Annotated in this window: 19 protein-coding genes and 1 pseudogene; 14 read left to right on the plus strand and 6 right to left on the minus strand. The window is 63.1% G+C overall.

The window, feature by feature from the left end:
• Window positions 1-124: 124 nt before the first annotated feature.
• Both DUPY_RS14605 and DUPY_RS14610 read left to right on the plus strand, forming a co-directional pair.
• The gene (locus DUPY_RS14605) at window positions 125-1,480 is read left to right on the plus strand and encodes a GH1 family beta-glucosidase (protein WP_070249121.1); all 1,356 of its coding nucleotides are present in this window, start codon (window positions 125-127) and stop codon (window positions 1,478-1,480) included.
• A gap of 140 nt (window positions 1,481-1,620) precedes the next feature.
• Entirely contained in the window at window positions 1,621-3,009 is a 1,389-nt protein-coding gene (locus DUPY_RS14610; protein WP_229255374.1) for an MFS transporter, read from the plus strand.
• Here the strand turns inward: DUPY_RS14610 and DUPY_RS14615 are convergent.
• Window positions 2,997-3,239 carry a hypothetical protein gene (locus DUPY_RS14615; protein ID WP_070249122.1) on the minus strand — a complete coding sequence of 81 codons (243 nt, stop codon included), beginning with the start codon at window positions 3,237-3,239 and terminating at the stop codon, window positions 2,997-2,999. The genes DUPY_RS14610 and DUPY_RS14615 overlap by 13 nt on opposite strands.
• A gap of 76 nt (window positions 3,240-3,315) precedes the next feature.
• Window positions 3,316-4,116: a substrate-binding periplasmic protein gene (locus DUPY_RS14620; protein WP_070249123.1), complete on the minus strand. Its 801-nt coding sequence runs from the start codon at window positions 4,114-4,116 to the stop codon at window positions 3,316-3,318.
• Window positions 4,117-4,295: 179 nt separating this feature from the next.
• Here DUPY_RS14620 and DUPY_RS14625 point away from each other — a divergent pair, with 179 nt between their 5' ends.
• Genes DUPY_RS14625 through crtB form a run of 5 tightly spaced genes read left to right on the plus strand, consistent with a single transcriptional unit; the run spans window position 4,296 to window position 10,372 of the window.
• Complete coding sequence (locus DUPY_RS14625; RefSeq protein ID WP_070249124.1) at window positions 4,296-5,237, plus strand: polyprenyl synthetase family protein; 942 nt, start codon at window positions 4,296-4,298, stop codon at window positions 5,235-5,237.
• Entirely contained in the window at window positions 5,234-6,643 is a 1,410-nt protein-coding gene (locus DUPY_RS14630; RefSeq protein WP_070249125.1) for a glycosyltransferase, read from the plus strand. The genes DUPY_RS14625 and DUPY_RS14630 overlap by 4 nt, the downstream gene beginning before the upstream one ends.
• Window positions 6,640-7,884, plus strand: coding sequence for a lycopene beta-cyclase CrtY (crtY, locus tag DUPY_RS14635; RefSeq protein WP_229255375.1), 1,245 nt, complete (start codon window positions 6,640-6,642; stop codon window positions 7,882-7,884). The genes DUPY_RS14630 and crtY overlap by 4 nt, the downstream gene beginning before the upstream one ends.
• Entirely contained in the window at window positions 7,881-9,380 is a 1,500-nt protein-coding gene (locus DUPY_RS14640) for a phytoene desaturase (protein WP_070249126.1), read from the plus strand. Before crtY ends, DUPY_RS14640 begins: the two co-directional genes overlap by 4 nt.
• Window positions 9,377-10,372 carry a 15-cis-phytoene synthase CrtB gene (gene crtB / locus DUPY_RS14645; protein ID WP_208600049.1) on the plus strand — a complete coding sequence of 332 codons (996 nt, stop codon included), beginning with the start codon at window positions 9,377-9,379 and terminating at the stop codon, window positions 10,370-10,372. Before DUPY_RS14640 ends, crtB begins: the two co-directional genes overlap by 4 nt.
• An 88-nt stretch (window positions 10,373-10,460) precedes the next feature.
• On the opposite strand, the pseudogene DUPY_RS29060 reads toward crtB, so the two are convergent.
• A pseudogene (locus DUPY_RS29060) lies at window positions 10,461-10,826 on the minus strand (sterol desaturase family protein); the annotation flags it as partial.
• Between the two features lie 37 nt (window positions 10,827-10,863).
• On the opposite strand from DUPY_RS29060, the gene DUPY_RS14655 reads away from it, so the two are divergent.
• Window positions 10,864-11,298, plus strand: coding sequence for a DUF2141 domain-containing protein (locus tag DUPY_RS14655; protein ID WP_084640722.1), 435 nt, complete (start codon window positions 10,864-10,866; stop codon window positions 11,296-11,298).
• 147 nt (window positions 11,299-11,445) lie between these two features.
• Here DUPY_RS14655 and DUPY_RS14660 read toward each other — a convergent pair whose 3' ends face one another.
• On the minus strand, window positions 11,446-12,585 hold the full coding sequence (locus tag DUPY_RS14660; protein ID WP_070249128.1) for an MFS transporter: 1,140 nt from the start codon (window positions 12,583-12,585) through the stop codon (window positions 11,446-11,448).
• Between the two features lie 268 nt (window positions 12,586-12,853).
• Between DUPY_RS14660 and DUPY_RS14665 the strand changes: the two genes are divergently transcribed.
• The 4 genes from DUPY_RS14665 to DUPY_RS14680 all read left to right on the plus strand — a co-directional run bounded on the left by DUPY_RS14665 (window position 12,854) and on the right by DUPY_RS14680 (window position 16,282).
• Window positions 12,854-13,588 (plus strand): SDR family oxidoreductase, encoded by a 735-nt coding sequence (locus tag DUPY_RS14665; protein WP_070249129.1) that lies wholly within the window; start codon window positions 12,854-12,856, stop codon window positions 13,586-13,588.
• 83 nt (window positions 13,589-13,671) lie between these two features.
• A complete protein-coding gene (locus DUPY_RS14670; RefSeq protein WP_229255376.1) occupies window positions 13,672-14,613 on the plus strand; it encodes an NAD(P)-dependent alcohol dehydrogenase in 942 nt (313 codons plus the stop codon).
• Window positions 14,610-15,308, plus strand: a complete 699-nt coding sequence (locus DUPY_RS14675) for a helix-turn-helix transcriptional regulator (RefSeq protein ID WP_070249130.1) — start codon at window positions 14,610-14,612, stop codon at window positions 15,306-15,308. The genes DUPY_RS14670 and DUPY_RS14675 overlap by 4 nt, the downstream gene beginning before the upstream one ends.
• A gap of 80 nt (window positions 15,309-15,388) precedes the next feature.
• Window positions 15,389-16,282, plus strand: a complete 894-nt coding sequence (locus DUPY_RS14680) for a hypothetical protein (protein ID WP_070249131.1) — start codon at window positions 15,389-15,391, stop codon at window positions 16,280-16,282.
• 163 nt (window positions 16,283-16,445) lie between these two features.
• Here DUPY_RS14680 and DUPY_RS27240 read toward each other — a convergent pair whose 3' ends face one another.
• Together DUPY_RS27240 and DUPY_RS14685 are read right to left on the minus strand one after the other, a co-directional pair.
• Window positions 16,446-16,886, minus strand: a complete 441-nt coding sequence (locus DUPY_RS27240; RefSeq protein WP_071651641.1) for a DNA-binding protein — start codon at window positions 16,884-16,886, stop codon at window positions 16,446-16,448.
• Window positions 16,828-17,448 carry a nucleotidyltransferase domain-containing protein gene (locus DUPY_RS14685; protein WP_070249132.1) on the minus strand — a complete coding sequence of 207 codons (621 nt, stop codon included), beginning with the start codon at window positions 17,446-17,448 and terminating at the stop codon, window positions 16,828-16,830. The genes DUPY_RS27240 and DUPY_RS14685 overlap by 59 nt, the downstream gene beginning before the upstream one ends.
• A 750-nt stretch (window positions 17,449-18,198) precedes the next feature.
• On the opposite strand from DUPY_RS14685, the gene DUPY_RS27245 reads away from it, so the two are divergent.
• Together DUPY_RS27245 and DUPY_RS14700 are read left to right on the plus strand one after the other, a co-directional pair.
• Window positions 18,199-19,353 (plus strand): AAA family ATPase, encoded by a 1,155-nt coding sequence (locus DUPY_RS27245; protein WP_071651642.1) that lies wholly within the window; start codon window positions 18,199-18,201, stop codon window positions 19,351-19,353.
• Complete coding sequence (locus DUPY_RS14700) at window positions 19,350-21,566, plus strand: S8 family peptidase (RefSeq protein WP_070249135.1); 2,217 nt, start codon at window positions 19,350-19,352, stop codon at window positions 21,564-21,566. The genes DUPY_RS27245 and DUPY_RS14700 overlap by 4 nt, the downstream gene beginning before the upstream one ends.
• Window positions 21,567-21,779: the final 213 nt, after the last annotated feature.

A 21,779-nucleotide genomic window follows, 5' to 3' on the forward strand; every position in this document is an offset into this window, starting at 1 on the left:
GCTGAACAATGCCACCGTGTTATCAAATGATTGACACTGGATGGGAGTTCGGGTTTAATCTCCGCATCCGTTTGAAATCGTTTTCAAGCCCTCTTCCACCTGCAAGCCGACCCACAGCCGACCCATGACCGCCATTCGCCACGAGTTCACCCAATTCCCGCCATCGTTTACCTGGGGCATCGCCACCAGCGCCTTCCAGATCGAGGGCGGCGCCACCGCCGATGGCAAGGGTGCGTCGATCTGGGACACCTTCAGCCACACTCCCGGCAAGATCATCGACGGCACCAACGGCGATGTCGCCTGCGACCATTACAACCGCTACCCCGAAGACGTGGCCATCATGGCCAGCCTCGGCGTGGACGCCTACCGCTTCTCGATCGCCTGGGCCCGCGTGCAGCCGCAGGGCAAGGGCGCGTGGAACGAGGCCGGCTTCGCTTTCTACGACAAGCTCTTGACCGAGCTCGAAAGCCGTGGCATCGCCGCCCACGTCACGCTGTTCCACTGGGACCTGCCGCAGGGCCTGCAGGACGAAGGCGGCTGGCTCAACCGCGATACCGCTTACCATTTTGCCGAGTACGCGGCCGAAGTCGCCCGCCGCTTCGGCAACCGCGTGAAAACGATTGCAACTCATAACGAGCCTTGGTGCACGGCCAACCTTGGCTACGGCAACGCCCAGTTCGCGCCCGGCGTGGCCGACATCAAGCAGTCGGTGCAGGTGTCGCACCACCTGCTGCTGTCGCACGGCCTGGCCATGCGCGCCATGCGCGACGTCGCCAGCTCGGCCCAGCTCGGTATCGTGCTGAACCAGTGGCCGGCGCACGCCGCCACCGACAGCGCGGCCGACATCGCCATGGCCGAATTCGAATATTCGCGCTCGGTGGAATGGTTCATGGACCCGATCTTCAAGGGCCACTACCCGGCGCTGGCGCTCAAGGTCCACGGCGACAACGCCCCGGACGTGCAGGATGGCGACCTGGCCATCATCCAGGGCAAGCTCGACTTCATGGGCCTGAACTACTATTTCCGCTCGTTCTGCAGCGCCGAAGTGCCGCCGCGCCAGCCCGAAAACAAGCTGGGCACCACCGACATGGGCTGGGAAATCTACCCGGACGGCCTGACCGAACTGCTGCTCAAGCTGCACGCCGACTACGACCTGCCGCCGATCTACATCACCGAAAACGGCATGGCCAACGCCGACACCATCGTCGATGGCGAAGTGCCGGACGAAGCGCGTATCGATTTCGTGCTGCGCCACCTGAAAGCCATCAACGACGCCCGCCTGCAAGGCGTGGACGTGCAGGGCTATTTCCTGTGGAGCCTGCTCGACAACTTCGAATGGAATTCGGGCTACGCCAAGCGCTTCGGCATCGTCCACGTCGATTACGAAACCCAGAAGCGCACCCTGAAGCACAGCGCAATTTGGTACCGCGACTACCTGGTGCAGCAGCGCGCCGACGCCAAGCTGGAACAAGCCGCGTAATCGGCTGAGCACCGAGCAACCGAGCAACGCAACCGCAGTACAGTAGTAGTCCTTCGGCGTTCGCGCCGGAGGACCCGCAGAGCCGGCCGCAGAGCCCGCCCGCGCAGCTATACTCCATAGAGAACAACGAGGACGACACCATGCACCAAGAATCCACGCAGCCAGTGCAGCCCGTGCAGCCGCACGCTGCGCCCAAGCCGCAGCGCCTGCCGCCCGGCGCCGAGCACCCGTCGCTGCTGGCTGCCATGTTCCGCCCCGGCACGCCGATGCTGTGGGTGCCGAGCAGCTATTTCGCCATGGCGCTCACGTACATGATGCTCACCAGCGTGACGTCGATCATGTTCAAGAACCTGGGCATGGACAACGGCAAGGCTGCCGAATACGCGAGCTACCTGATCCTGGCCTACACCATCAAGCCGCTGTTCGCGCCGTTCGTGGAAATGTACCGGACCAAGAAATTCTTCGTGCTGTGCACCCAGGTGATCGTGGGCGTGGGCTTTGCCGGCGTGGCACTGGCCATGTCGCTGCCCAACTACATGGTGGTGATGGTGTTCCTGTTCGGCCTGCTATCGCTGGTGGGCGCGACGCAAGACATCGCCTCCGACGGCGTGTACGTCACCTCGCTCGACTCGCGCGCGCAGTCGCTGTTCTGCGGCATCCAGAGCCTGAGCTGGAACGTCGGCCCCATCGTCGCCTCGGGCGGCATGGTGTACCTGAGCGGCTGGCTGCACACCCATTATTTCGGCCACCCGGCCGGCGAGTTCGGACCGCAGTGGATCGAATCGTGGCGCGTGATCTTCTTCATCGTTGCCGCCATCATCATCGTCTCGGCGATCTGGCACGCACGCGTGATGCCGGACGGCGCCAAGGCCGAAAACGCCCCGAAGTCGGTCGGCGAAGCCGGTTTCATTTTATGGGATTCGTTCGTCACCTTCTTCCAGAAGCGCGACGTCTGGCTGATGGTGGGCTTTGCCTTCCTGTTCCGCCTCAGCATCGGCCTGCTGGAAAAGATCGGCCCGTTCTTCATGGTCGATCCGGTCGCCAAGGGCGGCCTCGGCCTGTCGAATGAAATGCTGGGACTGGTGTACGGCACGTATGGCCTGATCGCCGTGCTGGTGGGTTCGCTGCTGGGCGGTATTTTCGTCTCGCGCCGGGGTTTGCCAGCCACCCTGTTCATCCTGTGCTGCGCGGTGAACATTCCGAACGTGACGTTCCTGTTGATGAGCATGTACCAGCCGGAGAGCCTGTGGGTGATCAGCGCCGGCGTGGCGATCGAGAAATTCTTCTACGGCTTCGGCTCGGTGGGCTTCATGATCTACCTGATGCAGCAATTGGCGCCGGGCAAGTACAGCACCACCCACTATGCATTCGGCACCGGCCTGATGGGCTTGTGCATGATGGTGACCGGCGTGGTCAGCGGCCACCTGCAACAGGCGCTCGGCTACGTGCACTACTTCTGGCTGGTGATGGCGGCGACCATTCCGTCATTTTTGGTGACGTGGTTTGCGCCGTTCCATCACAAGGACTGAACTGCCTGCAAGTCTTCAGCGCGGACCTGGCGCTCGGGGCCCAGCACGCGGGCGATCACCTGCGGGTTGAGCCCGATGTTTTGCAGCAGTTCCACCGCGCCCGGGGTGCCGATGTCGCGCTGCACCTGCAGGGCCTGGCGCACGATGAAGTCGAAGGAATGCCAGCCTGCGGTTTCCGATGTTTGCGACGTTTGCGGCTGTCGTTGCCGTCTGTCGAGCTCGGGTGTCATGGCGCTCTCCTGTTTCAGAAGGCTCCAGCTTAGCGCAAGCGGCAGGGTCTTGCACGCCTGACACTACCGTGCGGACTTACTTGCATCCCGCATCTGGCGTGGCCGGGCGTTCGGCGCCTGGCACCGCCGCACCGTTTTTTGCCCCCAGCCGCTGCAACTCGCCCGAGCGCACCATCTGCTCGAGCAGGGCGTTGTATTGCCGCCGCGCACCGGCAAAAGCGGCCGTGCGCGGGAACGCCAGGTAGCTGTCGATGGTGCCAATGTCGGGACACAAGGCAGTCAGCTTGTCAGCCAGGCCCAGCGCACGGACCAGATTTTCGGTATGCGGCCTGTTGCCCGCGAACAGGTCCACCCGGCCTACCGCCAGCATCTGCAAGCCATTCTCCACCTGCGCCACTTCGCTCAGCTCGAACCTCGGGCGCGCCGCATCGAAGGCGTTGCCGTAATACCAGCCACGCACCGCGGCCACCCGCTTGCCGGCCAGGCTGGCGTACTCGCCGTGCCACGTCACGCCACCCTGGCGCCTGGCATAAAACACCAGGCGGTCGCGATAAAAAGGCTGGTCGAGGAAGTCGAACCGCTTGAGCCGTTCGGCGGACCGGTAAGGACCGATCAGGATATCGGCCTGGCCCCGCTCGACCATGGCCTGCGCCCGCGGCCATGGATACATCTGGTAGCGGATGGTGTCGCCCGCGCGGGCCGCGAGCGCGTTGAGCACATCGACGCCCAAGCCACTCACACGACCTTCGGCATCCTGCTCGAACAGGTAGCGAAAGCTCGCGCCAACGGCCAGCCGCTCCACGGCCAGCGCCGGGAGAACGACACCGGCGGCCAGGATCGATGCCAGCAAGCATTTGCTCAACACGGTGACGTGCATGGGCTCATCTTTCTAGTAAGAAACCCATCGATCTTAGCATGGCTACCAGGCGGCAGGTGCTTGCGCTGTCTCGGGATTGACCCGCTATTTTTCGGCATCGCACGATTGGAACGAAGCCACCAGATTGATAAAGCTTGAGTATGATGAGGGCACAAAACAACAGCATAAGGAAGTGCGCCATGCCTACCCAGAATTCACGGTCCAGCAGCGTCGGTATCGAAGCGGGCCATGATTCGTCGGCGGCGGACATGGAAGACATCCGCCGCCAGATCGAAGAGCGGCTCAGCCAGGCCCTGCCCGACCATGGCCGGGCCGATCCTCTCACCGGCGCCATGCGCGCCGCCGCGCTCGGTACCGGCAAGCGCATGCGCCCGTTGCTGCTGATGGTGGTCGCGCGCGACCTCGGCTGCACTTCACCAGCCTTGCTCGATGCCGCCTGCGCGGTGGAACTGGTACACGCCGCCTCGCTGATCCTCGACGACCTGCCATGCATGGATGACGCCAAGCTGCGCCGTGGCCTGCCCACCGTGCATCGCCAGTTTGGCGAGCACGTCGCCATCCTGGCCTCGGTCGCCCTGCTCAGCCGCGCCTTCCAGTTGCTGTCGCAGGCGCCCGGCATTCCGGCCCACGTACGCACCCGCCTGGTCGGCGCACTGGCCGATACCGTGGGCGCGCAAGGGCTGGTGCGGGGCCAGTTCCTCGACCTGCACGGTAACCCGCAGCGCTCGCTCGACGACATCGCCCGCACCAACGAACTGAAAACCGGCGTGCTGCTGGGCCTGTCCGTGGAAATGGCCGCCCTCATCGCCGAGGCCGACGAACGCGTGCTGCAAGCACTGCGCGCGTTTGCGCTGTCGGCCGGCCAGGCGTTCCAGATCAAGGACGACCTGCTCGACGACGCCGACGCCGCCATCACCGGCAAGGACGCCGGCCAGGACGCCGGCAAAGCCACCTTCAACGCCACGCTGGGACGCGAACGCACGGCTGGCCGACTGGCCGACCACCTGCGCGAAGCCGATACCTACCTGAGCGACGCCATCGGCGGCAAACAGGGCACACGCAGCCTGGTGGGCACGCTGTTCCGCAACGCCAGCCCGCTGGCCGCTGCGCGCGCGTCGTGACCGCCGAGTTACGCGCGCCGCGCCATTTCGGCGTGGTGGCGCCGGCGTTTCCCAGCCATTTCAGCGCGCTGGCCGCGCTGGCTGGCGAACTGGTAAGGCGTGGCCACCGCGTGACCTTCCTGCATCGGCCCGATGCGGCTGCCTACCTCGGCTCCCGCAGCGCCCACGCCGCTAACGGCGGCATGGCCCCCAGCCCCGGCATTGGCATAGGCCATGGCGGCGGTTGCATCGGGGGCGTTATCGTTCCCGGTATCGCCTTCCACGCGCTCGGCGCCGACCGTTTTCCGTCCGGCTCGCTGGAGGCGGCGCTGCGCCGCGCCGCCAATCCTGGCAGCCCGCTAGGCCTGCGCAAGGTCATCCTCGACATGGCCGCGGCCACCGACATGCTGTGCGAGGAATTACCAAACGCCATCGAGGCATTGCGCATCGACGCCCTGCTCGGCGACCAGATGGAAGCGGCCGCCGGCCTGGTGGCCGAGGCGCTGCAACTGCCCTTTATCTCGGTGGCGTGCGCGCTGCCCGTCAACCGCGAGGCAGCCGTGCCGCTGCCGGTAATGCCCTTCGGTTACGACGCCAGCGAACGCGGCCTGCAAATGGTGGCCGGCAGCACCGGTGTATACGACTGGATCATGACCCCCCACCGCCGCGCCATCGAACGCCAGGCGCGTCGGCTGGGCTTGTCCGCGCGCGGCGCAATGCACGAGTGCCTGTCGCCGCTGGCGCAGATCAGCCAGACCATCGCCGGCTTCGACTTTCCGCGCCAGCACCTGCCTGCCAGTTTTCATCACGTGGGGCCACTGCGCTCCAGTGACGGTGCCGGCACCCGGGCCACCATCACGCCGCTGCCCGCGTTCGACCCGGACCGGCCGCTGGTGTTCGCCTCGCTGGGTACCTTGCAGGGCCAGCGCTTCGGCGCCTTCCAGCGCATCGCCCGGGCCTGCCGCGCGCTGGACGTGCAATTGCTGGCAGCCCACTGTGGCGGCCTGTCCGAACACCAGGCCAAAGCCATCGAACACGCCGGCACGCCAGGCGCCACCACCGTGTGCGCGTTCGCGCCGCAGCGGGCAGCGCTGGTACGCGCCAACGCCGTGGTCACCCATGCCGGCCTCAATACCGTGATGGATGCGATTGCCACCGGCACGCCGATGCTGGCGCTGCCGATCGCCTTCGACCAGCCCGGCGTGGCCGCGCGCGTGAGCCATGCGGGCATCGGCCGGAAGGCGTCGGCACGCATCACTGGCGCCAGCGCGCTGGCTGCGCACCTGCGCGCGCTGCTGAACGATCCGTCGTACCAGCGCAGCCTGGCGCCGCTATCGGCCGAACTGGCGCAGGCCGGCGGCACTGCGCGCGCGGCCGATATCGTGGAACAGGCCTTGGCGCAAACACCGGCAGGAGCAGCAGCGTGAGCACCAGCCATGACGACGCCAGCCGGCGCATGCGCCACGGCACCGGCAACGGCAACGGCGCCGGCACCGGCGCAAAGCCCTACGACCTGGTCCTGGCCGGCGGCGGCCTGGCCAATGGCCTGATCGCCTGGCGCCTGCGCACGGCGCGCCCCGAGCTGCGCATCCTGCTGCTGGAACAGGACGCGCAGATCGGCGGCAACCACACCTGGTCGTTCCACGACAGCGATCTCGATGACGCCCAGCGCGCCTGGATCGCGCCGCTGGTCTCGGCGCGCTGGCCGCGCTACGACGTGATCTTCCCGGAACTCAAGCGCACGCTGGCAGGCGGCTACGCCAGCATCGCGTCCGACGATTTCGCCCGCGTGCTCACGCCGGTGTTGGGTGAGTCCTTGCGCACCAACACCACGATTGCCTCGCTCACGCCCACCACGGTCACCCTGGTCGATGGCACCGTGCTGCACGCTGGCGCCGTCATCGACGGGCGCGGCGCGGCTGCCAGCAGCCGCCTGGCGCTGGGCTTCCAGACCTTTCTCGGCCAGGAAGTGCAGCTGGCCGCACCGCACGGCTTGACCGCGCCGATCCTGATGGACGCCAGCGTGGCCCAGCAGGGCGGCTACCGTTTCGTATACGTGCTGCCGTTCGGGCCGGACCGGCTGCTGATCGAAGACACCCATTACGTCGATGCTCCCGAACGCGACCCCGAGCGCCTGCGCGCCAACATCGCCGCCTACGCGGCCGCGCGCGGCTGGTCCATCGCCCAAGTGCTGCGCGAGGAACGCGGCGCGCTGCCGATCACGCTGGCGTCCGACCACGACGGCTACTGGAACGACCTGCGCGGCCAGCCCAGCGCAGGGCTGCGCGCCGGCCTGTTCCACCCGACTACCGGCTACTCGCTGCCGCACGCGGTACGGCTGGCCGAATGCATCGCGCAACAACCAGACCTGCGCGCGCCGGCGCTGTTTGCCGCCATCCGCCAGCACGCCACCGGCGAATGGCGCCGCCAGCGCTTTTTCCGCCTGCTTAACCGCATGCTGTTCCTGGCCGGAGAAGCCGACCACCGCTGGCGCGTGATGCAGCGCTTTTATACGCTGTCCGCCCCGTTGATCGCCCGCTTCTATGCCGGCCGCCTGACCCTGGGCGACCAGCTGCGCGTGGTCTCCGGCAAGCCGCCGGTGCCGGTGGGCCAGGCCGTGGCAGCCGCACTCAAAACTCAACCTCAACAGATCAGGACATCCGCATGAACCAAGCAAAACAGGCCGTGGTGATCGGCGCCGGCTTCGGCGGCCTCGCGCTCGCCATCCGCCTGCAGGCGGCCGGCATCCAGACCACGCTGCTCGAACAGCGCGACAAACCGGGTGGCCGCGCCTACGTGTACCAGGACCAGGGTTTTACCTTCGACGCCGGCCCTACCGTGATTACCGATCCGTCGGCACTGGAAGAACTGTTTACGGTCGCCGGCAAGCGCCTGTCCGACTACGTGGAGATGCTGCCGGTGGCGCCGTTCTATCGCCTGTGCTGGGAAGACGGCAGCCACTTCGACTACGCCAACGACCAGGAAGCGCTGGACCGCCAGATCCACGCGCGCAACCCGGACGACGTGGCCGGCTACCAGCGCTTTCTGGCCTACTCGAAAGCCGTGTTCGACGAGGGCTATTTGAAACTGGGCGCGGTGCCGTTCCTGTCGTTCCGCGACATGGTGGCGGCCGGCCCGAAACTGGCCAAGCTCGAAGCGTGGAAAAGCGTGTACGGCATGGTCTCGCGCTTCATCAAGGACGAGCAGCTGCGCATGGCGTTCTCGTTCCACTCGCTGCTGGTCGGCGGCAATCCGTTTGCCACCTCTTCGATCTACACGCTGATCCACGCGCTCGAGCGCAAGTGGGGCGTGTGGTTTCCGCGCGGCGGCACCGGCGCCCTGATCAACGGCATGGTCAAGCTGTTCGAAGACATCGGCGGCAAGATCGAACTCAATGCCAGGGTGGCAGCGATCGACACGTCCGCCAACCGCGTCACCGGTGTGCGCCTGGAAGACGGCCGCACCTTTGCCGCGCAAGCGGTGGCGTCCAACGCCGACGTGGTGCACACGTACGGCAAGCTGCTGGGCCAGCACCCGCGCGGCCCGGCGCAAGCCAAGTCACTGGCCGGCAAGCGCCATTCCAATTCGCTGTTCGTGCTGTACTTCGGCCTGAACCACCACCACAGCCAGCTGCAGCACCACACCGTGTGCTTCGGTCCGCGCTACCAGCCGCTGATCAAGGAAATCTTCAATGGCAAAACACTGGCCGAAGATTTCTCGCTGTACCTGCATGCGCCGTGCGTGACCGATCCGTCGCTGGCGCCGCCGGGCTGCGGCAGCCACTACGTACTGGCGCCGGTGCCGCACCTGGGCAACGCCGACATCGACTGGGACGTGGAAGGTCCGCGCTACCGCGACCGCATCCTGGCCTACCTGGAAGAGCGCTACATGCCCGGCCTGCGCAGCCAGCTGGTCACCAGCCGCTTCTTCACGCCATTCGATTTCCGCGACCAGCTCAATGCCCACGTGGGTTCGGCCTTCTCGCTCGAACCGATCCTCACCCAAAGCGCATGGTTCCGCCCGCACAACCGCGACGCCGACCTGGCCAATCTCTACCTGGTCGGCGCCGGCACCCATCCCGGTGCGGGCGTGCCGGGCGTGGTCGGATCGGCCAAGGCCACCGCCGGCCTGATGATCGCGGAAATGATGGAAGGAGCGCGATGAGCGAAGCCTTGATGGAGCACGCCACCGAGACCATCAAGGTGGGCTCGAAGAGCTTTGCCGCCGCCGCCACGCTGTTCCCGGCCGACGTGCGGCGCAGCGTGCTGATGCTGTACGCGTGGTGCCGCCATTGCGACGACGTGGTCGATGGCCAGGAGCTCGGTTTTGCGCCGGCGGCCGTGACGCCCGCTCACGATGCCTACGCCGAACTGGCCACGCTCGAAGAGCAGACCCGGCGCGCCTACGCCGGCGAGCCAATGAAGGAACCGGCGTTTGCCGCGTTCCAGGAGGTGGCGCTCGGTCATGCAATTGCGCCGCAGTACGCCTACGACCACCTGGCCGGCTTTGCCATGGACGTGCACGACGCGCGCTACGAAACCATCGACGACACGCTGCGCTACTGCTACCACGTAGCTGGTGTGGTGGGCCTGATGATGTCCACCATCATGGGCGCCAAGGACGCCGCTGTGCTCGACCGCGCCTGCGACCTGGGCCTGGCCTTCCAGCTGACCAATATCGCGCGCGACATCGTGGCCGACGCCCAGATCGGCCGCTGCTACCTGCCGGCGGCCTGGCTGCGCGAGGCGGGCATCCCGCCCTCCGAACTGGCGCTGCCGCAGCACCGCGCGGCGCTGGCCACCGTGGCGGCGCGGCTGGTCGACTATGCGGAACCGTATTACGACTCGGCCAACCAGGGCATCGTCGCCCTGCCCTTGCGGTCGGCATGGGCAATCGCCACCGCGCGCAATGTCTATCGGCAGATCGGCGTCGAGGTCAAGGCGCGTGGCGCGCACGCGTGGGACGCGCGGGTGGGCACATCGAAGGCAGCCAAGCTGTGGCTGCTGGCCAAGGGTGGCGTGAGCGCGCTTACTTCGCGCTGGCGGAAGATGGACCAGCGTCCTGCTGGCCTGTGGCAGCGCCCTCCGCCGGAACGGCGTCGCGCTGAAGACGGCCTTCGAGCGAGCCGCCGTGCAGGGCCTGCAGCTGGCGCTTGAGGTCGGCCACGGGCGGCGCGTACAGGAAGCCGAACGACACCGCGCCGTGCTTGCCCGGCACCGCGTGGTGCATGCGGTGAGCCTGGTACAAGCGCTTGAGGTAGCCGCTGCGCGGCGTGTAGGAAAACGGCCAGCGGCGATGCACCAGGCCGTCGTGAGCGATGAAGTACAAGGCGCCGTAGGCAGTCATGCCGGCGCCGATCCATTGCAGCGGCGCATAGCCTTCGGTGCCGAACCAGATCAGGGCGATCGCCACGCCGGCAAACACCACCGCAAACAAGTCGTTTTTCTCGAACCAGCCGGTGAGCGGTTCGTGGTGCGACTGGTGCCAGCCCCAGCCGAAACCGTGCATGATGTACTTGTGCGCGACGATGGAAAACAGTTCCATGAACACCACGGTCAGCAATACTATGCCCGTATTTAATAACGCATTCGATAACGCATTCGATAACATCGCCGCTCCAACCCACTGTTCACACAAAGGAAACACTATGAGCACAGCCTACCACAAGCCCCTTTTCCCGCGCGCCATGCTGTGGCTGGCCTTCGCCCTGTTTGCCGGCTCGGCATCGGCCGCCAGCGTGGAAGTCAAGGTCAGCGGCGTGGCCGGCGGCAAGGGCAAGATCAATGCCGCCGTCTGCGACAAGGAACACTTCCTCAAGGATTGCGCCTACTCGGGCTCGGCCCCGGCGCAAGCAGGCCAGACCACGGTCACCATCGACAACGTGCCAAAAGGTACGTGGGCAGTGCTGGTCTACCAGGATGAAAACCAGAACGACAAGCTCGACCGCAACTTCATCGGTGTGCCGAAGGAAAACTATGGGTTCAGCCGCGATGCGCGCGGCAAGTTCGGTCCGCCCGATTTTACCGATGCGGCAATTGAGATCGGTGACGACAAGATCGTGGTGCCGGTCACGCTGAAATAAAAAAATGCCCCCATGGCAAACCATGGAGGCTGAAGACCACAGACAACACTGGACCACATGACCCGCAAAGGCCTTGAAATCGTTTTCATACTACCGAGTATCGGTTAAGGCTGTCAACGTAAGTTTGCAGCCCATGTTGTTTGTCGATCAGCTTTTTGCGTTCGCGCCCAGGCGGGCGCTGGCGGCAATCACCAGCATCGCGCCACCGAGGCCTGCAAAGGCCACGGTCAGGCTCGATGCGTGGGCGACGAAGCCGATCACGGCCGGCCCGGCCAGGATGCCGGCATAGCCGATCGTGGTGATGGCGCCGATGGCCAGCCCGGCCGGCATGGCGTCCTGGTTGCCGGCGGCGGTGAACAGGATCGGCACCACGTTCGAGGCGCCCAGTCCCACCAGCAAAAAGCCCAGCAGCGCCAGCGGCGCCGAGCTGGCCATGACGGCCAGGAAGAAGCCGAGCGCGCTGCACAGGCCACCGAGCAGCATCACCCGCTTGCCGCCCAGCCTGGCCACCACGCGGTCGCCGGTCAGGCGGCCGATGGTCATCGCCGCCGCAAACGCGGCATAGCCGAGGCCGGCGCGGGCCGCGTCCATGCCATGCTCGGCCGTGAGCAACAGCGCGCTCCAGTCGAGCACGGCGCCTTCGGCCAGGAAGCACAGGAAACACAGCACACCGATGAAGATCACGGCGCCGTGCGGCACCACGAACATCGGCGCCTCGCGGTCGGCCGCCTCGGGCTCGCGCAGGAAATGCGGCGCGCCGAACAGCAGCGCCAACGCCACCAGCACCGCCACGATCACGATGGCCAGCGCCGGCGTCAAGCCCAGCCACAACATGGCCGCCATCAGCCCGGCGCCAACAAAACCACCGACGCTGAACAGGCCATGGAAGCCCGACATCAATCGTCCGCCGCTCTCGCGCTCGACGATCACGGCCTGTACATTCATGGCCACGTCGAGCGCGCCGAGCGAAGCGCCAAAGCCGAACAGCGCGGCGCCCAGCGCCAGCGGCGTGGGCGCGATCGCCAGCGCAGGCAGGATCAGGCACACGCACAGTCCCGCCACCAGCATCACGATGCGGCAACCGAAGCGCGCGGTCATCAGGCCGATGGCCGGCATCGCCATCAGCGAACCAGCACCCAGGCACAGCAGCAACAGACCGAGGTCCGCTTCGCCGAGCTCCAGCCGTGCCTTGGCAAACGGCACCAGCGGCGCCCAGGCCGCCATGGCAAGACCGGCGGCAAGAAAAGCGAGGCGGGTGGAGCGGCGTTGCTGGGGACCGACGTGCATGGGGATTCCGGGATTTGAGCGAGGTGAACCGTGAAGTATACGGCAACCTGGCGCAGGGCGTGCAACACGGCAAGAAACCTGCTATAAAGTGTCTGTCGAAAGAGCGCAGACCAGATGGTAGCCCGGTCACCGCCCCGCCCCGGGGTGGCAGCTTTTCCCTACAGGGTATCCGCGACACCTGACCCGGCTTTTGCCGGTCGTCCAGGTGTGCCTGCGGCATCCGTCCTTTCGTAGGCACGCCTTTCTTAAACTCGAGAAAGACAGCGACATGAATCTCACCAATAACACCATCCTCATCACCGGCGGCGCCGCCGGCATCGGCTTTGCACTGGCGCGGGCCCTGGCACTGCGCGGCAACCGCGTGATCATCTGCGGCCGCAACCAGACAGCGCTCGACTCGGCCCAGGCGCAGGTACCGGAACTGGTTACGCGCGTGTGCGACCTCAACGACAGTGCCAGCCGGCGCGCGCTGGTCGGGTGGCTGCACGCCGCCCATCCCGACCTCAATGTGCTGGTCAACAACGCCGGCGTCCAATACCGGCGCCAGCTGGCCGAGCCCGATGCGCTTGATGGCCTGGAGCTGGAAGTGGCCACCAACTTCACAGCGCCGGTGCTGCTGACCGGCGCCCTGCTGCCCGCGCTGCAACGCCACCCGTCAGTGATCATCAATGTCAGTTCGGGTCTGGCGTTTGCACCGATGGCCGACGTGCCCGTGTATTGCGCCACCAAGGCTGCGCTGCACTCGTACACGCTGAGCCTGCGCCACCAGTTGCGCCATACCAGCGTGCGGGTGGTGGAAATGGCGCCGCCCATCGTCGATACCGGACTGGGCGGCGGTGCCCGCAGCAGCGGCACAGCCAGCGCGCCGATGATGTCGGCCGACGACTTCGTCGCCGACGCGCTGGCGCAACTGGCCACCGGCCAGGACGAGGTGCTGGTCGGACTATCGGCCGGTTCGCGCAAGATGGGCGAGGCGCTGTTTGCGCGCATGAACCGCGCGTGAGGTCAGCGCAGCACGCTGGTGACAGGAACTGGCACCAGCGTGCGCTACATTGAAGCCTTACCAGCCCAACAGTGAGCATGACCATGATGAAACGACTCGAGTACCAGCAATACGGCGGCCCGCAAGAGATGCGCGTGGCGCCGTTTACGCTGGAAGCGCCCGCCAAGGGCCAGGTGGCGGTGCGCGTCACGGCTGCCGCCATCAACCCCATCGACTGGAAAATGCGCCAGGGCGAGATGAAAATCGTCACCGGCAAGCGCTTCCCGCGCGCCATGGGCATGGACCTGGCCGGCACGGTGATGGCGGTGGGGCCCGGTGTTACCCGCTTCAAGGTGGGCGACGAGGTCTTCGACCAGTCGCGCTTCAAGCAGTGCGGCGCGCTCGGCACGGCCGTCATCGCCAACGACAGCGCACTGGCGCGCAAGCCGGCCAATCTCGATTTCGACCAGGCCGCCTGCCTCGGTACGCCCGGCGTCACAGCCTGGAACGCGCTGTTCGACAAGGCCGCCCTGGCAGCTGGCCAGCACCTGTTCATCAACGGCTGCATGGGCGCGGTGGGCGAAGCGGCGGTGCAACTGGCGCGCGGCGCCGGTGTGCGCGTATCGGGCACGTGCAGCGAGGCCGACATGGAACGCGCGCGCGCACTCGGCGTGGAGCACGCGTACGATTACAGCAGCACCGATTTGTCGCGCCTCGCCACCCGCTACGACGCCGTCTTCGACACCGCTGCCAACCTGACCATGGCGACCGGCTTCGGCCTGCTCAAACCGGGCGGCGTGCTGCTGGACCTGCATCCCACGCCGGGCAAATTTTTGCGCGCCGTGTTCGACCGGCGCCTCAAACTGGTGATGTGCGCGCCGCGCGCAGACCTGCTCGATCAACTGGCGCGCCAGGCCGGCGACGGCGCGCTGCGGCTGTCGATCGGCAAGGTGGCACCGCTGGGCGACGCGATCGCCATCATCACCGCACTGGAACAGGGGCAACGGCTCGGTGGCAAGGCCGTGATCAGGATGGACCGGCCATGACGCGCAGTCACCGTTTGCAGGACCTGATGCAGGTGATGCGCCGCCATCGCGGCACGGTGGCCGGCGCGGTGCTGGCGCGCGAGACGGGCGTGTCGCTGCGCACGCTGCGGCGCGACATCGCCACCCTGCAAACCATGGGCGCCGACATCGCCGGCGAAGCAGGCGTGGGCTATCTTTTGAAACCCGGCTACACGCTGCCGCCGCTCACCTTCACCGAAGAAGAATTGCAGGCACTGGTGGCCGGCGCCCAGTGGGTCAGTCGCCACACCGACGAAGGCCTGGCGCGCGCGGTGCAAAACGCGCTGGCGAAAATCGACGCCGTGCTCACGCCGGACCTGCGCCGCACCCTCGACGACAACGCGCTCTACATCAGCCGCCACCAGGACCACGCCGGCGTGGACCTGGGCCGTCTGCGGCGGGCGGTGCGCGAACAGCGCAAGTTGCGCGTCAGTTTGCTCGACGATGCCGAGCCGCGCGCGGCACTGGTCATCTGGCCGGTGATGCTGGGATTTGTCGATTCGCGCTGGTCGGTGGCGGCGTGGTGCGAGACCAGCGGCGCGTTCCGCGTGCTGCGCGTGGACCGCATCGCCACACTGGCGTTTCTCGACGAGTGCTACCCGGGCCACCGGCGCCAGCTGGTGAAGCAGTGGCGCGCGGATGTGAACAATCCGTGCCGCCAGCGAGATTGTGGCTGAAGGTTGGTGCGCGAACATACACCTGCTCGTCCTTGGCGCATGATCACCCCTGCCTGAATCACATTCAACAAGGAGCAATCATGCATGCACAACCAGCAGGACCGGGAACGACAGTCGTCAGCCGCGAATCGAGTGACAATTTATCTTCGGGCGTATCGTGGGGGGCCATTCTGGCCGGCGCCGCAGCCGCGTCCACCCTTTCGTTCATCCTGCTGATCCTCGGCATGGGCCTGGGCCTGTCGTCGGTCTCGCCGTACGAGTACAACAACGGTGGCGCACTGGGCGCCGCCGCCATCGGCTGGATCGCCTTTACCCAGTTGGCCGCAGCGGGCATCGGCGGCTACATGGCCGGCCGCCTGCGCGTCAAATGGGCCGGCGTGCAAAGCGATGAAGTGCACTTCCGCGACACTGCCCACGGCCTGCTGGCCTGGGCCGTGGCCACGCTGGTCACTGTTGCCGTGCTGGCCGGCGGCGTGCGCGCCGTGATCGGCGGCGCCATCGACACCGCCGGCGCCGCCGCACCGGCGGTCACCGCTGGTGTTGCAGCAGCTGGCGCCAAGGACGACGGCACCAACTACTTCTCCGACATGGTGCTGCGCTCGCCGGGCGGCTCGCCAGCGACCGAGGCCGAGCGCGCCGAGATCAACCGCATCCTGCTGGCCGACCTAGCCAACGGCAAGATCAACGCCGACGACCGCAACTACATGGCGCAAATCATCGCCAAGCGCACCGGCCTGACCCAGGCCGAAGCCGAGCAGCGCGTGGACCTGATTTACGCCCAGGCCAAGCAAGCGGCCGCCGACGTCAAGGCCAAAGCCAAAGCCGCCGCCGACGAAGCGCGCAAAGCCGCCGCCCACTCGGCCCTGTGGATGTTCGTCGCCCTGCTGCTGGGCGCCTTCGTCGCCAGCCTGCTGGCCACCGTCGGCGGCCGCCACCGCGACCATGCCCGCGTGTTCGTACGCACCACCATTTAATCGAAGGAGACCACCATGCGCTCGATCCTGTTGCTGTTACTGGGCATCCCGCTGCCAATCGTGATCCTGATTGCGTTGTTCGTGCATTGATTTTGTGCTGACGACGTTTTAAGGATACAAGCTGCGCCCTCGTGGTTCTATGGACTGCGGGGGCGTTGTGTCGTCAACAGAGCTCTGGATGATGTACAGTGAGCCATCTCCGAACATGTGAGAGTAAGTCTTCGGCTTGTTTGATGCATTCAGCCACCGCTGTAGGACTGATCGGGTCGCCGTCGTAGTCGGCGATATTGCGTTGCTTGCGTAGACCGTCAAGCACCACCATGGTCTTCGGGTCGAGACCCACAGTGAGCGGCAAGGTTTGAATGGCGGTTTGATGATGTCCAGGTTTGCTTTTCGATGTACGGTAGCCATGAGTGAGCAAGCTTGCCATTGCACACTGCATCACGCATTTATAGGCCGCATCGAATCGGTTTTCATCGCTGATGGCAGTGATGGCGGCATCGCTCAGGTTGCGCTCCGCTGCTGCGAGCAGACGCTGGACGTCTTCACGCCTGGTCTGGAACGCTATCAGGCTCTGGATCTTTAACAAGTTTTCTAAAGTCATACTCGTCCCCGATCAAAAACAGCTTGGGCTTCTCTACGACTTCGCGAGCCCAGCTATTGCCCGACGCCAGCTTGGCGCTGAAGTCATCGACTCTATAGACCACGGGATTAATTTCGCGATGGAGTTCATCCTGCGCAGGATGCAGCGCCTCAATCACTTCCGCAAAACCGACGCTCCCCAAAACCAGTATATCGACGTCCGAATGGACTGTCTCTTGCCCGCGCGCTACCGAACCAAAGATCAGTGCGTACTCGATGCAGTCGGCCAATGGCAGCAGCGCGTCAGCCAGCACGTTAGCCATCCCGGAAGTCTTCCTCAGCATGCCTGCCAATTCCTCGAAGACGGGACAGTCGCGGTTGGCGCGGTAGTGAACCTGATTGCCGACATTCTGGCGCAACAAGATACCGGCATCGGCAAGCTTGACCAATTCCCGGTTGGCGCTACCCGGCAGTACTCCGATGCGCCGGGCCAGTTCCCTGGAGTGCCAAGCGGCATCGGGATGCAATAGCAGCGCAGACAAGATGCGGGTACGGAAGGTGCCTAGGAGGAAATTTGCGAGCATACAAAAATGTATCACAACGGGAGACGAATGTCTCTCATTTGGAATCATGTGGCAATTTGAGAAAATTGCACTGAGAGCTGCCCGGCAGGCACGGGCGCAATGGTGGTAAGACACCTTGATCGTTCCAGTCCGGGGTCATGGCTTCCCTCCTGCTTGAACTATGGAGCGGGTGAAGGGAATCGAACCCTCGTATGAAGCTTGGGAAGCTCGGCAAGGAATTGAGCAACCAAGCAGGTTTGCGGACAGTTTTTACTCCACAAATATCGTTTCTGGAAGCCGTATATAGCCCTGATCCATGCGGTACGCCTCCCATTTGTGGAGCGCTCCATCCCAGAAAATCTCCCTTGAAGCGAAAGGCGTACCGCCCTGTTGGATGCCTTGTGAGCGCCAGGCGACGAAAGCCTTTCGACCATAAGTTGCCGGGCGATACGTTCCAAAAAACGTCGCTCCCCCTAAGAACATCGCCCCGATCAGCTCCGCTAGCATGCCACCGATTCGCCCGAAGCTTCCCGTAGCGCATGGGTGGGATCTTCCGCGCGGGTCCAGTGCATTTCCGATGCAGGGGACACGTCCTATTCCCTTGCCCCAGTCCTCTGCCTGTAAAGCCTCTTGATGTACTACGCATTGCTGTGTCAAACCTTCGCACTAAATACTGTACATCTATACACGTACGTTAAAAACAGTGTAAAATTTGATTAGTCCAGTTATCCAAATTAAATTTACTATGAAAAACAAAGAGTTACACCATCAATGGACGAATTAGATAAAATCAAGACGGATTTAGCCCAGCTTGTCAGACTGTCACTTTCTGAGCAAGTCGACGATGTGCGCCTTTTTGTTGCGCGCTTAGTCCGGAAATATCGAGCGAGCGAGCCGCAACTGGCTGGACAGCTCGACTTATACCTTCGCAATCGCTCGACGCGGACGAGTTCGCCGCTGCGCCGTGTGGCCACTCCGACTCCAAGCGCTCACCATGCGATGCCGATTGACGACGATTCCCGACTAGCTTTGCTGCGGGTATTTAACGATCCACGCGACTTCCCCCCGCCGCTTTTTCCCGAGGAGCTGAGTGCTTCGCTGACTCAGCTAGTTGAAGAGCGGCGGCAAACAGATAGGCTGTTGGCTGCGGGCCTTCAACCTTCACGCTCAGCTATTTTTGTGGGACCACCGGGAGTCGGTAAATCTATGACTGCACGATGGCTCGCTGCACAATTAGGAGTGCCACTTTACGTCCTCGATTTGACCGCAGTAATGAGCAGCTTGCTGGGGAAAAGCGGAAGTAATTTGCGATCGGCTCTCGATTTTGCGAAACGAGTGCCATGCGTGCTCTTCCTTGACGAGATCGATGCGATTGCAAAGCGTCGCAGCGATGATGCAGATGTAGGCGAACTTAAGCGGCTTGTTAATGTAATTCTGCAAGAGGTTGATAATTGGCCTTCCACCAGTTTGCTGGTTGCGGCCACGAATCATCCCGAGCTGATCGATCCTGCCTTGTGGCGTCGTTTTGATATGGAAATTAAGTTCGAACTTCCAGATCAGGTGGCGATTAAGGAGGCCATGCGCCGCTTCCTTGGGAATGATCTTCCATTGTTAGCAAAGTGGATCGATGTGCTTTCCCATGCCTTTAAAGGTTCTTCTATCAGCGATATCGAGCGCTCTATACAGAAATTCCGCCGCACTCTTGCGTTGGGAACTGCATCAGATGCAGCGATAATCGAAGAGTTTATTCGAGGGCGCACACAAGCGCTTGAGCGTTCTGCTCGGATCGATCTTGCAGTCATGCTGGCGAAGACCGAGTCACTTTCTCAACATGTCGTTTCTGATTTAACCGGAGTAAGTCGCGATACCATACGAAAGTATTTGAGCGAAACAACCAAAACTGCAAAGGGAAATAAGAAAATATGAACAAACCGAACTTTCTGATTGGTCGCGGAGAGATGCTTGTGCGCGACATTAAAGGACCTAAGCGCTTCGGCGACAAGGCTGAGGTCTATCCGTATTCTTATGCGATTAAACGATTGACGCCGAAATTGGAACGTGCGTCCCTTGAACTTGATGCCCTGCCCGAAGAGGCTTGTCCACGTGATTTCGGCGTTGCCGTGCTGACTCTTAATCCTGGCTATATTGCTCGGTCATACTTTCCTGTTGCATTGTTGCGTGCGGCGGGCCTGGAATCGGTGGGTAGCCGGACTGTCAAAATTACGCCAGAAGCTTGGACAAAAAAAGGCCCTCCTATCGAATCGAGCACTACTCAACTGTTTGTGGCCGGCAAGCGTAGCGTTTTCCGCAGCTTGCCTAACTGGATTCAGCATGCCGAGCAGGATTCTGATGAAGCCAAGGATATCGCACATATTGAGGACTTCGCGGCCTTTTTACCGGGAGAGCGGGTGCGTAAATACGGCAGTAAGAAGGAGCGCTTCTTCGAGGTGGGAATTCATCTGCTGCAAGACGAAGATTCTGCTTTCATCCAGAAGGCATTCTCTCGGTTCGCAGCAAAGCAGGATGTAAAGCTTCATGTAGAGCTGGCATTTCAAGCTGGAAGCCTGTGGTTCGTTCCAGCAGAAGGGAGTCGCGAATCTATGGAGCGGCTGTCTACTTTCTCTTTCGTGCGAGTTATCCGGCCGATGCCGAGTTTGCGTGGCACCCGTCCTGTGACGCGTGGCTCAAGTGTCTCTGTTACCTGCCAGTTGCCAAATGCGCAGCCGCTATCCTCCGAACCACGGGTAGCTATTTTGGATGGTGGGCTGCCAGCACAACATCCTATTGGCCCTTGGTTAAAAGCTTATCATCGCCTGGATATGAACGCAGCGGATGACCCGGAGGCGAATGAGCATGGCTTGGGGGTAACCTCAGCGTTCTTGTTCGGGCCGCTTCAACCGGGCGGAATTGCGGAACGCCCATATTCGTATGTTGATAATGTTCGAGTCCTTGATGATGATTCGGACACGGAAGACCGTCTTGATATGTATCGTACACTGGGATTTGTCGAACAAGTGCTGCTGTCTCGACAATACGAATTTATCAATCTCAGCCTCGGACCGGACTTGCCAATTGAAGATACTGACGTACATGCGTGGACAGCAGTAATCGATGACCTCCTGAGTGACGGCGACACATTTATGACTATTGCGGTCGGCAACAATGGCGAGCATGATCGTGAATCAGGTAATGCACGCGTACAAGTACCATCTGATTGCGTCAATGGTATTGCCGTTGGTGCAGCAGACTCAACTGGCGCGAGCTGGACTCGCGCGCCATACAGTGCCATCGGACCGGGACGCAGTCCGGGGGTGATGAAGCCTGACCTGCTAGCCTTTGGCGGTGAAACATCTCAATACTTTCATGTACTGACGCCTTCAAGCAAGCCCAAACTCTCACCGCAAATGGGAACGAGCTTTGCTGGTCCCTACCTACTGCGAAGCGCAGTGGGAATGCGCGCAATCCTGGGCGCGGACTTGTCTCCACTGACCCTCAAGGCGCTACTAATTCATGGCGCCGATCCGGGTGAATACGATAAATGCGAGGTCGGTTGGGGCAAGATCCCTGAGGACTTGATGACACTTATTACTTGCCCAGACGGCGTAGCACGAGTCATTTATCAAGGGGAACTCAAACCTGGCAAGTATTTGCGTGCGTCTCTCCCCCTGCCTGCTGGCGGGCTTACCGGCAATATCTCGCTGGGAGCGACTTTTTGCTATGCCTGCCCCGTCGATCCTCAGGATGCCTCTGCGTATACGCGCGCAGGCCTCGATGTGGTATTCCGACCAAACTCCAGCAAGGTAAAAGACGGTGCCGCAAATGCGGCGTCAAAGGGCTTCTTTGACTTGAAACAATTTGCGACCGAGGAAGAGCGTCGCTCCGATATGGGCAAGTGGGAAACTGTCCTTCATGGCGAAAAGAATATGCGCGGCACTTCGTTAAGCGACCCAGTTTTCGACATTCACTATAACGCTCGTGAAGGCGGCGGCAAGGCGAACAGCGCCGAAAAGATTCGGTACGCGTTGGTGATAACAATCAAGGCACCAAAGCATGCAGATCTTTATAACGAAATTCTTCGCGCCTATGCAAATATCTTGACGCCGCTTCAGCCTCAAGTGTCTCTGCCAATTCGAGTATAAGGCAATGGCGCTGCTGAACCGAGATGAAGGTTCGGCAGCGCCATGAGCACCAGCATCGATGCTCAATTACCACTTATCGCATTAGAGGCCATCCAAGCCCCCCTGGCGGCGCGGCCGGAGGCATTTCCTCAACTGGACATGCGGCAAACTTAAAATGCCTCAAAAGCGCGTCAAAATGCGTCAAAATTGATGCTGCAATTTCGGCCCGCCGCG

Source organism: Duganella phyllosphaerae, assembly GCF_001758785.1.
In the GTDB taxonomy this organism is placed as follows: Bacteria; Pseudomonadota; Gammaproteobacteria; order Burkholderiales; family Burkholderiaceae_D; genus Rugamonas; species Rugamonas phyllosphaerae.